Here is an 11,328-nt window from a genome sequence, read left to right as displayed (position 1 = left end):
TTATCATACAACTGTTTGAGAAAACTCCTACAAGCCGGTATGTTTGGATCCTCTTTCCCACCGGATGGCAGTATTGTTCGGAGTGAATAGATAAAACCGCCTAAGCTGCACCCGTTTGCGTTGATCTGCTCATGCTCCTGTCGAGTCGATCCAGGAAGTCGCAACCAGCAGCTTAATGTCAGGGATCGTCAAATGGAGTTGAGCACATGAAAGGCATTGGCCTGAGACTCAGGCAGGAACGCAACAGACTGAAGCTGTCACAGAGCGCATTGGGCGCAATCGGAGGCGTCGAGACCAACGCGCAGGGCAATTACGAGAATGGCACCCGGTCGCCGAAAGCCGATTATCTGCTACGCATCGCCGAGGCCGGTGTCGACCTGAACTACGTCATGAGTGGCAACAGAGCATCGCCGGACGCAGTAAACAGATCACTGGTGATCGATCCTGAGGAAAGGCCGGATGTCTATCCCCATCTGACCAAAGTCACCCATCAGCTGCACCGTAATTTATACGGACTCATTGAGGCATCGCTGCAGCTGACGCAACTCATCGAAGTGCGCAACCACGACGCCCGGTTCAGCGAGGCAAAGGTGCAGCTGGAGACGATCCGGGTTGAAGCGCAGTCGCTGGCCCAGGCCACGATGAAGTTGATCTTCGAGACCTCGAAGCTGGTATAGGGCGGCTTCGCAGGAGATGAGGCTGTGTGGGGGGACGCCTTCCCACACAGCGAACGACTGAGGACTTCGAATCAGCGACGCTTCAACCGGTCGATGATCACCGCGAGCAACAGGATCGTGCCGCGAATCACATACTGGTAAAACGTGTCGATATTCTTCAGGTTCATGGCGTTCTCGATGATTGCCAGAATCAACACCCCGGCGATGACATGGCGAATCATGCCGATGCCGCCGCTCAGGGACACCCCGCCCAGTACGCACGCGGAAATCACCGTCAGCTCGAAGCCCTGACCGATCATGGGCTGACCCGAGGTCATGCGCGAGGCCAGCACCACACCGGCCAACGCACCAATCAAGCCGTGGACTGCGAAGATGATGATCTTGGTTCGGTCAACGTGGACGCCTGCCAGCAACGCCGCTTCCTGGTTGCCACCGATGGCCAGCGTGTTGCGGCCGTAGGTGGTGTAATTCAGCAGCCAGCCGAAGAATACAAAGCACACGATCGTGATCAGGATCGGCACCGGCACGCCGAACAGCTGACCGTTGCCGAACACGAAGAAGGCCTCGTCGCCAACGCCCACCGCTTTACCGTTGGAGAAGATGTAGGCCAGGCCCCGGACGATCTGCATGGTCGCCAGCGTGGTAATCAGCGCGTTGATGCGCAGCTTGGCGATGACGATGCCGTTGATCAGACCGACCAGCAAGCCCATGGCCAGCGCCGCCGATACACCCAGAAAAACGCTGTCGGTGTCGCGAATGACGATCCCGGCAATGACGCCAGAGCATGCCAGCACCGAACCGACCGACAGGTCGAAATGCCCGGAGGCCAGGCAGTAGAGCATGGTGCAGGCGGCGATGCCGACCGTGGAAATCGCCAGACCCAGGCCGCGCATGTTCAGCGGCGACATAAAGTTGTCGATCAGCAGCGCACAGAGCACAAAAATGCCCAGGGCGGCCATGAGCATGGCCCAGTCGTCGACGAATCGACGCAGGTTCATGCCTTGGCGGGGAGCCGTCAGGCTGGATTCGGTAGACATACGCACCTCGTTCTTATTTTTCATAGCCAGTGTTCATAGCCAGGTTCAACCGCGCGTACGCGGCAATGCCAGTTGCAGAAGACGCTGTTCATTAGCCTCTTCGCGGGACAGCTCGCCGGTAATGGCGCCTTCACTCATGACCAGAATACGGTCGGAAATCCCCATCACCTCCATCAGGTCGCTGGACACCACGATGACCGCGATGCCATCGGCGGCGAGGTTGTGGATGATCTGGTAGATCTCGGATTTAGCGCCGATGTCGATGCCTCGAGTGGGCTCGTCCAGCAACAGCACCTTCATCGGCATCGACAGCCAGCGGCCCAGAATGGCCTTCTGCTGATTGCCGCCCGACAGAAACAGCATCTGCTGCTCAGGCGAAGGCGTCTTGACGTTCATCGATTTGATCTGATGCCGGGCGTTGTCACGCTCCCAGCGCCCCTGGATCAGGCAACCCAGGCTGACGTGCCGAGGCCGCGCACCGATGTTGATGTTTTCGGCGACGCTGGACAGCGGCACGATGCCTTCTTTCTTGCGGTCTTCCGGGCACAACAGAATGCCGGCGTCGATGGCGTCCCGAGGCGAACGCAGGTTCAGCGGCTTGCCTTCCAGCTGCAAGGTTCCGGCCTGACTGCGCGTCAGCCCCGAGAGCATGCGAAACATCTCCGTTCGACCGGCACCGACCAGGCCAAAGAAGCCGAGGATCTCGCCCTTCTCCACCGCAAAACTGGCGGGCTCCTGCAGGCCCGGGCCCATCAGGCCGGTCACTCGCAGGCTCGGTCCCTGATGCTGGCGCGTGCGGTAGTTGTAGATGTCCTGGATGTCGCGCCCGACCATGCAGGTGACGAGGCGGTCATGGTCCAGATCGGCCATGTCCTCGAAGGTGCGGACGAAGCGGCCGTCCTTGAACACGGTCACGGCGTCACAGACGCGGAAGATTTCTTCCATGCGGTGAGAGACATAGAGAATGACCCGACCTTCGTCCCGTAGCCGGGTGATGATCGCCATCAGCCGATCGATCTCCCGCGCCGAGAGGCTGCTGGTGGGCTCGTCGAAGGCGATGACGTGGGCATTGCGCGACATGGCCTTGGCGATTTCCACCAGTTGCCGCTGCCCCAGAGAGAGATCACCCAGGCGCGTGTTCGGGTCGATCTCGTCGGCCAGGCCTTTGAGCAACTCCCGCGCGCGCCGGACCATGGCCCGACGGTTGATCATGCCCCAGCGATTGGGCATGTGACCGAGCAGCAGGTTTTCCGCCACCGACATTTCCGGAACCAGGTGCAGTTCCTGGTGAATCACCGCGACGCCGGCCGCGATGCTGTCTGCGGTGGATTTGAACGCCAGATGCTGATCGCCGATCTGCAGATCGCCGCTGTTGGGCTGGTACGAGCCGCCGAGAATCTTCAGCAGCGTCGATTTACCTGCGCCATTCTCGCCCATCAGCGCATGAACGCTGCCTGGCCGAGCTTCGAAATTGATGTCCGACAGCGCCTTCACACCGGGGAAGGTTTTGCCGATCCCGTTGAAACGCAGGCTGCCGCCATGCTGAACCTGTTGCTGAACCGATGCCTGTTGCATGAACCACCTCCACCCCGCCCCACCCTTGCCGGGTGGGACGGGGCCTCGCAGATATCCGCCTGATTTTCAGGCGTCCCGACTCGACTGCCGCGCTTACTTGTACAGACCGATCTTGGTCAGCACGTCCTTGAAGTTGGCGCGGGTGATCAGCGTCACGTCGTCCATCGCGGTGTATTTCGCAGGTTCTTTGCCGGTGGTGACCCACTCATACATCTGCAGGGCGGTGTTGTAGCCTTCTTTGTCGGGGCTGGGCAGCATCGACCCGAAGAAGCCGCTTTCCTTCTTCTTCAGCTCGTCGATGGCGTCAGTGCCGTTGATGCCGATGCCGATCACGTTGGCCGCGGTGAAGCCAGCACCCGCTGTGGCGCGCACGCCGCCCAGAACGGTGTTGTCGTTCATGCCGCCGATGATGAGGTTTTTCGCCCCGCTTGGCAGTTTGGGCAGGGCCGCACCGGTGGAGTCCATGCTGCCTGGCACGTCGAGGGTCTTTTGCGGCGCGAAGAGGATGTGATCCTCAGGCAGACCGGCTTTCTTCAAGGCGTCCACCGAACCGTCGGTGCGCTTCTTGCCGGTGTCCAGCTCGTTGTAGGTGTTGATGATCGCGTAGGTTTCTTTCCAGTCCCACTTGCGGTTCTTCGCTTCGTCGGCCATGGCCGCGCCCTGTTTCTGGCCGACTTCGAACGCGGCCATCCCCAGATACGGCACGTCTTCCATGAACTTGCCTTTGGCGTCGACGAACCGGTCATCGACAGCCATGACTTTCAAATCATTGGCCTTGGCTTTGGCGACGATAGACGGGCCGAGGGAAACATCAGGCGGGCAGATGACAAAACCTTTGGCGCCGTTGGCGGCGAGGCTGTCGATGGCAGAAAGGGTTTTTTCACCGTCGGGAACGGCGATTTTGATGACTTCGAAACCGTGGTCTTTACCGGCCTTTTCGGCAAACTGCCATTCGGTCTGGAACCAGGGCTCTTCAGCCTGCTTGACCAGAAAACCGATCTTGACCTTTTCGACGTCAGCGGCGGATACACCGGCGCTCATGCCCAGAATGGCGGTGGCAACAGCAGCACAGCACAGGGAACGAATCCCGTGGCGACTCAACATAGCTAACTCCTTATTTTTATTGACTAGCTACAGCGTTCAGCAGTGAGTGTCAGAGCGGCATGCAGCAGAAAACACCGCGCGCCGATCGACTGAAAACAGTCATATCATATTATCAATGAAGCCTATGTAACCGAGTGTCACACCTCGACGACGCAGGGTTTGAGTCACCCCGCATAGCGGTGCGAGGCCATGCCCTTGATGCCAATTTCCATCTGAATCACAGCTCCATCCAGCGCCAGCGCGCCTTCTGCAGGTCGCGCGCTGGTGACAAACAACGTGGTCATGTCCGGCCCGCCGAATACGCAGCTGGTCGGATGACTGACCGGCAGCTCGACGATCCGGTCAACGCTGCCATCGGGGGCAAAACGGATCAGGCAGCCGCCACCCCAGCGGGCGTTCCAGACAAAACCGTCTTCGTCCATCGCCGAGCCATCGGGTGCGCCGCGAGAATGCTCATGGGCCCAGACCTCGCGGTCGCCCAAAGAGTGATCGTCGTTGATCGGGTAACGATAGATCACGCCGTCCAGAGTATCGGCGGTCAGTACAGCAGAATCGTTGTCCGGCCAGACCAGCGTGTTGACGATGCCTTGCCCACTGAGCAGAGGCGCGACTGAGGCATCGCCGTCGACGCGGTAAAGCCCGCCGGATCGACGCTCGATCGGCAGGTCGCCGCCCTCCTCGTCCAGGTTGTTCTGCATGGTCCCCAGCCAGAGACGGCCGTGCCGGTCGCAACGGGCTTCGTTGGCCCGGTTGCCCGGCACGGGATCGGCGGCGCACAGCAGGGAAATAACCGGTTTGTCGGACGGGGAGTCAAGGTCGAGACGATGGACGCCGCTGGCCAGGGTGACCAGTGCGTCGCCTTTCGAGGTGGGTATGAAGGCAGAGACTGGCTCGCTGAACTGCCAGTGGGACACCTCACCAGCGTGCAGGCGCAACGCGCGGAAGCCGGCAATGTCGACCCAGTACAACGCTTGGTGGGCGTGGTCCCAGAACGGCCCTTCGGCCAATTTGAAACGCTGGTCGCAGACCGGCAGCCATTTCATGGAAAATTTCCTGCTTATTATTGTAGGTCCGTGAGCCACTCAAAAGGCTCACCTGTAAAACGTCAAACGTGCCTGCTCAGGAATAGCGCGACAACGGTTGCTCCCGTGAACGCGCAATCACCTCACCGGCGTTTTCGATCAGGCTCATGCAGGCCCAGACACCCCGCGCCGAATCACGGTTGGCAATGGCATCCGCCAGATCCTTGTGCAACGGCAAGGTTCTGCCGAGCTCTCCGGGTACCGCCGACGACACTTCGAACGAGATCGCCAGCAACGCACCCAGTGCCGGCAACATCTGCTCGATGAACTGGTTATGACTCGCCGCGAGCACCGCTTCATGGAAGCGCTGATCCGCCGCGTTGTAATCACTCGAATCTGCCACGCTGGCCGCCAGCCGAACATAAGCCGCCTGAATCCCGGCAATCTGCTCCGGTGTCGCCCTTTCACAGGCCCAACGCACGGCCATCGGTTCAATGGCGCGCCTCAAATCCAGCAGGTCCAGCACAAAACTCTCCGGCAGGCCTTTCGCCGCCAGCCATCCCACGACCTGCGGGTCAAACAGATTCCAGCTGCGCACCGGCAATACCCGCGTGCCCAGCTTGGGTCCGACCTCCAGCAACCCTTTGGCGACCAAGGTCTTGATGGCTTCGCGAATCACCGTCCGGCTGACCCCGAATTCTTCACCCAATGCCGCTTCAACCTTCAGCGACTGTCCCGGCATCACATTGCCTTGAGCAATCCAGGCTCCCAGGCGGTCTACCGTCGACGCGTGAAAACTGCTGCTCATTAATCCGCCCCTGTTCGCGGTGTGTTCCGCAAATCGAGGCTAATGATCATACGATTAGGCGTCAATCACCTGTACAGAAGGCCATTCCTGGGCTAGACCTTCCCGCATCGGGACGGACACTGCCTTTCGCCAAATAGTATTACAGTTTATTTTTAAAGCGAGTGATTTTGATCTATAACTCGAAATATCGGGGCCTTCCAAGCTGAATAGTATGACCAATCGCCAGATCCAGGCCATTGACGTACTGCTTGGCGGTAGCGCTTCGAGTAAAGAGGCTAAAGCCTTCGGGCAACACCCCCGAAATACTCACCACAACACGCCTATAAAAACAAAAGGATCGACGCAATGAGAAAGACGCTTATCCCTGCCCTGGGCCTGTCGCTGATGGCCGCCGCCCTGCAAGTGCACGCCGCCGGACTGTCCACTGAACACGGCGCCTTCGGCAAACTCGCCGACGGCACCCCGGTCGAGAAATACACCCTGCGCAACAGCAAAGGCATGCAGGCCACGGTGATCACCTACGGCGGCACGCTGCAATCGCTGCTGGTCCCGGACAAGCACGGCAAGGCTGAGGATGTGGTACTGGGCTTCGATGACGTGGACGGCTACGTCAAAGGCACCGCATTCTTCGGGGCCACCATTGGCCGCTTCGGCAATCGTCTGGCAGGCGGCAAGTTCTCTCTGGATGGCAAGAGCTATCAGGTGCCGCTGAACGATAAGACCAATTCACTGCACGGCGGGCCGAAGGGCTTCGACAAGCAGATCTGGAAGGCTGAGGAGATCAAGGACAAAGGCTCGGTCGGGGTCAAGCTGACGTACGTCTCGGTCGATGGCGAGATGGGCTTCCCCGGTACGCTGAAAACCGAAGTCACCTACAGCCTGAACGACAAGAACGAGCTGCGCATCCAGTACCACGCGACGACGGACAAACCGACCGTCCTCAACCTCACCAACCACAGCTACTTCAACCTGGCCGGCGCGGGTAACGGCGACATCCTGGATCAGGTGGCGGTGGTGCATGCTGCGCATTACACGCCGGTCAACGAGACGCTGATCCCGACCGGCGAGCTGCCGCCAGTCGCCGGCACACCGTTTGACTTCCTCAAGCCGGTCGCCTTCGGCAAGCGCATCCGTGAAGACAACCAGCAGCTCAAGTTCGCTGAAGCGACCCAGGGCGGCTACGACCACAACTGGGTGCTCGATAACAAGGGCAAGCTGTCGAATCTGGCCGCGGACGTGGTCGATCCGAAGTCGGGTCGCCGTCTGCAGCTGTTTACCACCGAGCCTGGGGTTCAGCTGTACACGGGCAACTTCCTCGACGGCACCGTCAAGGGCAAGGCCGGCAAGATCTATCCGCATTGGGGCGCGTTCACGCTGGAAACCCAACACTATCCGGATTCGCCTAACCAGCCGGCCTTCCCTTCCACGCGTCTGGACCCTGGCAAGGCTTACACCCAGACCACTGTGTTCAAATTCCTGACCAAGTGATCGTTTGAGTGTAAAACCGACGCGGCAGGGCGACTTCAAACGTCGCTTCTGTCGCACCGGCCACTGCTTCAAGCCGCCATACCGTCACTGAAACCGCTCAAAACCGGGTGTGCCATTCATTTGTGAGGGTTAAAGACCTTGGGATCATCGTTCTGTACTAAAGCTAACCATTTGGCTTAGAACAGTGATTTCGAGTGAATTTTCCTGACGGTGACGACTCAGTTACAAAGAGAGTGACTGATAGGGAGGTTTGCAAGCGTGGCACAGTACAAGCATTTCAGAATCGATTACCTGCTGCATGGCAGCTACAAAAGCTTCTACATCAGCGCTGAAGCCATGGATAACGCATCTGCCTGGCACTGGGCGTCGGTGGATGCCGGGTTTGGTCAGATTCCCAAATACCGCTCCGACCGGGTGCCGAAAGTGACCAAGCCAAAAGCCGAGCAACTGGGCTTGACCGATGTTGAGTGGGCTGAATCCTGATCAACCCATCAGGGCTTCTTCTCCTCTGAGTTTTCGCTGACCTTCCACCTGACTTTCCCCTGCGGAAATCTGCCTCGGCAGCGCGTCATCCTCGGCGCGCTGGCGGGCAGTCCAATGCCTGCCCCCCTCGCTTAACCCCGCCCTTTTTAAAGCCTGATCTGAAGGGAATTCTGACCATTAACTCGCTGCATCGGCGCCATTGGCAAACCTGATCATTAAACGACCATTGCCGCTAACGCCTTGCAATCACCGGCTTACAGAAACTTATCCACAGAGATATTCACGCTTTCCGTGGACAACTATTTCAACGATATAGCGTTGACTTTGTTGCCCTTTCCGGCCTAGCCAGCGTTGAGAGAAAGCCCTCCAAACCCACGATTTCAGGCCTCAAGCGGCGCTGAGCACTCGCGCCAGTGTCGCCTTGACCTTGCCGATGCCATCGTGCAAAGCCTGCTCGATTTCCGCCATCGTGATGACCGCCGCCGACTTGCCTGCGGCCGGATTCACCACCAGCGCCAGGCAGGCATATTCCAGCTCAAGCTCACGCGCCAGTGCAGCTTCCGGCATGCCGGTCATGCCAACGATGTCGCAGCCGTCTCGCTCGAGCCGCGCAATCTCGGCCACTGTTTCCAGCCGGGGTCCCTGTGTGCAGGCATACACGCCGAAATCGCTGTGGGCGCAGCCTTCGGCCGCCAGCGCGGCAATCAGTCGAGCCCGCAATGGCGCGCTGTAGGGGAAGCTGAAATCGATGTGGGTCACGTGCTCCAGATCATCGGCAAAAAATGTGTGCTCGCGGCCGCTGGTGTAGTCCACCAGATCATGGGGGACACAGAAATGGCCAGTGCCCATGTCAGGGTGAATCCCGCCCACGGCGTTGACCGCCAGGATCGCTTCGGCGCCGGCCTGCTTCAGGGCCCAGATATTGGCGCGGTAGTTGACCTTGTGCGGCGGAAAGCGGTGCGGGTGCCCGTGACGAGCCAGGAACATCACCTCGCGGCCGGCGTATTCGCCGAGATGGATATCGCCTGACGGCGCGCCGTATGGGGTATTCACTGACAGGGACTGACGGATCGTCAGCCCTTCGAGCTGGGTCAGGCCGGTGCCGCCGATAATCGCGTAAACAGTCATGGGAGTTCCTTATTCGATCAGTTGAGCAGCGCGCAGGGCGGTCAGCGCCGCCAGCCAGCGGGGATGCTGCCGGTATTCGGTGGATGCCATGCCCTGCCCGCGCATCCTGTGAAGCCGCGCCGCCGGCGGCGAGACCTTCAAGCGCTGCGCCGCGCTCAACGCCAACTCAGCCGCCGCGCGGTCGTTGCACACCAGGCCCATGTCACAGCCGGCCGTAAGCGCCGCCTCGATGCGACTGGCGGCGTCACCCACGACATGGGCGCCAGCCATCGACAGGTCATCGCTGAAAATCACGCCATCGAACCCCAGCTCACCGCGCAGGATGTCCTGCAGCCAGCGGCGGGAAAAGCCCGCCGGCTGCGAGTCGACCTGGGGATAGATCACGTGGGCGGGCATGACCGCTGCGAGGTGTTTGCTCAAGCGCTGAAAAGGCACCAGGTCATTGGCACGGATCGTTTCAAGACTGCGCTCGTCATTGGGGATGGCCACGTGGGAGTCGGCCTCGGCCCAACCGTGCCCGGGGAAATGCTTGCCGGTCGCCGCCATGCCCGCTGCGTTCATGCCACGGATAAAAGCGCCGGCCAGTAGCGCCGCGCGCTCGGGATCGCCTTCGAACGACCGGGTGCCGACGACCGCGCTGCGCTGATAATCCAGATCCAGCACCGGCGCAAAGCTAAGGTCCAACCCCACCGCCAGCACTTCGGTTGCCATCAGCCAGCCGCAATGCTCGGCGAGGCTTTCTGCATTCGGATGGCCGGCAATGGCGCGCATCGGCGGCAACCGCACAAAGCCCTGGCGCAGGCGCTGGACACGTCCACCCTCTTGATCGACGGCGAGCAGCAACTCGGGACGAATGGCGTGGATGGATGCGCAGAGTTCACGAACTTGCCGTGGGCTCTCGATGTTGCGCGCGAAAATAATCAGGCCGCCCACTTCGGGCTGACGCAGAAACTGACGGTCTTCGGAGGTCAGCCAGGTACCGGCGACGTCCACCATCAGGGAGCCTTGCAGGCCAGAACTCATAGGAAGATCCTTCAACAACCAATGCTCAGGCCGGCATGGTGCGGGATCGAAGGATGTGATGCAAATTACGCCACCGCCAGCCCGTGGCGCGCCTCAGACCTTGGCAGGTGCCGGTGTCGAGATTTTGGTACGGGGCCGAAGTTGCGCGGTGAGCATGGCCGTGTCGGTGACGCCCGTTTCGGCGCGCATGCCGGCCGCCAGAAACGGCACCATCAGGCGCATGACCTGCTCGATGGACGTGTTGACCCCGAAATCGGTCTCCGCAATGGCGCGCAGCGCCTTGATGCCGGACATGCTGAAGGCCGCAGCGCCCAACATGAAGTGGACCCGCCAGAACAGCTCGATGGGAGGAATGCGCGGGGCTGCTTCGTTGACCAGCAGCATGTAACGGCGGAACACCTTGCCATACATGTCTTCGAGATAACGCCGCAAATGGCCCTGGCTCTGGCTGAACGCAAGGCCCAGCAGGCGCATGAAGATGGACAGGTCATTGTTGCTGCGCGGCTGAACCACCAGCGCCTGCTCAACGAGGATTTCAAGAAGCTCTTCAAGGGTCGGCTTGTGTTCAGGCTTGGCCTGGCGGCGCTCCAGCTCGCGGTCGAGACTGACGCAGAACGGCCCGAGGAAGCGGGAGAACACCGCTTGAATAAGGGCCTTCTTGGAACCGAAGTGGTAATTCACCGCTGCCAGATTGACTGACGCCTTGCTGGTGATCAGCCGCAACGAGGTTTCGGCAAAACCTTTCTCGGCAAACAGCTGCTCCGCTGCATCGAGAATTCGTTCAACTGTTTCCGACTGAGCCATGGTTCAACGCCTGACAAACACGTGTTTGAAACATACGTTTCATACACAGCACTGTCAACCCTGAGCGTCCCCTTTCTGTCCATGCGGTCACGGCATTTAACCATACAAACCGGGGCCTGTAGCCACTCATGAAGAGGGCTCACCGCAGGCTGGGCAAAAAGGACCATTGCCAAGACCCA

The 11,328-nt window shown here is 60.0% G+C and carries 11 protein-coding genes; 3 read left to right on the top strand and 8 right to left on the bottom strand.

All coding sequences use genetic code 11. From position 1 onward, the window contains the following. Positions 1-206 precede the first annotated feature (206 nt). On the top strand, positions 207-677 hold the full coding sequence (locus tag AC07RO_RS12525; RefSeq protein WP_192172378.1) for a helix-turn-helix domain-containing protein: 471 nt from the start codon (positions 207-209) through the stop codon (positions 675-677). 71 nt (positions 678-748) lie between these two features. Here AC07RO_RS12525 and araH read toward each other — a convergent pair whose 3' ends face one another. From araH to AC07RO_RS12500, 5 genes are all read right to left on the bottom strand, one after another. After that, the gene (gene araH / locus AC07RO_RS12520; protein ID WP_166650464.1) at positions 749-1,714 is read right to left on the bottom strand and encodes an L-arabinose ABC transporter permease AraH; all 966 of its coding nucleotides are present in this window, start codon (positions 1,712-1,714) and stop codon (positions 749-751) included. 45 nt (positions 1,715-1,759) lie between these two features. Beyond that, the gene (araG, locus tag AC07RO_RS12515; RefSeq protein ID WP_346627813.1) at positions 1,760-3,289 is read right to left on the bottom strand and encodes an L-arabinose ABC transporter ATP-binding protein AraG; all 1,530 of its coding nucleotides are present in this window, start codon (positions 3,287-3,289) and stop codon (positions 1,760-1,762) included. 93 nt (positions 3,290-3,382) lie between these two features. Then, positions 3,383-4,393, bottom strand: a complete 1,011-nt coding sequence (locus tag AC07RO_RS12510) for a substrate-binding domain-containing protein (RefSeq protein WP_282371908.1) — start codon at positions 4,391-4,393, stop codon at positions 3,383-3,385. Between the two features lie 164 nt (positions 4,394-4,557). Beyond that, the gene (locus AC07RO_RS12505) at positions 4,558-5,436 is read right to left on the bottom strand and encodes an SMP-30/gluconolactonase/LRE family protein (RefSeq protein ID WP_495086178.1); all 879 of its coding nucleotides are present in this window, start codon (positions 5,434-5,436) and stop codon (positions 4,558-4,560) included. Between the two features lie 76 nt (positions 5,437-5,512). After that, positions 5,513-6,223 (bottom strand): FadR/GntR family transcriptional regulator, encoded by a 711-nt coding sequence (locus tag AC07RO_RS12500; protein WP_495086177.1) that lies wholly within the window; start codon positions 6,221-6,223, stop codon positions 5,513-5,515. A gap of 345 nt (positions 6,224-6,568) precedes the next feature. Between AC07RO_RS12500 and AC07RO_RS12495 the strand changes: the two genes are divergently transcribed. Together AC07RO_RS12495 and AC07RO_RS12490 are read left to right on the top strand one after the other, a co-directional pair. Next, complete coding sequence (locus AC07RO_RS12495) at positions 6,569-7,711, top strand: aldose epimerase family protein (RefSeq protein ID WP_495086176.1); 1,143 nt, start codon at positions 6,569-6,571, stop codon at positions 7,709-7,711. 258 nt (positions 7,712-7,969) lie between these two features. After that, entirely contained in the window at positions 7,970-8,194 is a 225-nt protein-coding gene (locus tag AC07RO_RS12490) for a DUF6555 family protein (RefSeq protein ID WP_037011182.1), read from the top strand. Positions 8,195-8,581: 387 nt separating this feature from the next. On the opposite strand, the gene AC07RO_RS12485 is transcribed toward AC07RO_RS12490, so the two are convergent. The 3 genes from AC07RO_RS12485 to AC07RO_RS12475 all read right to left on the bottom strand — a co-directional run bounded on the left by AC07RO_RS12485 (position 8,582) and on the right by AC07RO_RS12475 (position 11,149). Then, a complete protein-coding gene (locus tag AC07RO_RS12485; RefSeq protein ID WP_346627816.1) occupies positions 8,582-9,322 on the bottom strand; it encodes an S-methyl-5'-thioinosine phosphorylase in 741 nt (246 codons plus the stop codon). A gap of 9 nt (positions 9,323-9,331) precedes the next feature. Next, positions 9,332-10,333: a beta-N-acetylhexosaminidase gene (gene nagZ, locus AC07RO_RS12480; RefSeq protein WP_495086214.1), complete on the bottom strand. Its 1,002-nt coding sequence runs from the start codon at positions 10,331-10,333 to the stop codon at positions 9,332-9,334. A gap of 105 nt (positions 10,334-10,438) precedes the next feature. Beyond that, entirely contained in the window at positions 10,439-11,149 is a 711-nt protein-coding gene (locus AC07RO_RS12475) for a TetR/AcrR family transcriptional regulator (protein WP_495086175.1), read from the bottom strand. Positions 11,150-11,328 lie beyond the last annotated feature (179 nt).

The organism is Pseudomonas sp. GW821-FHT07F05, assembly GCF_059418765.1.
Note: the sequence above shows the minus strand (reverse complement) of the source record. Positions and strands in the feature narration are given on the sequence as shown.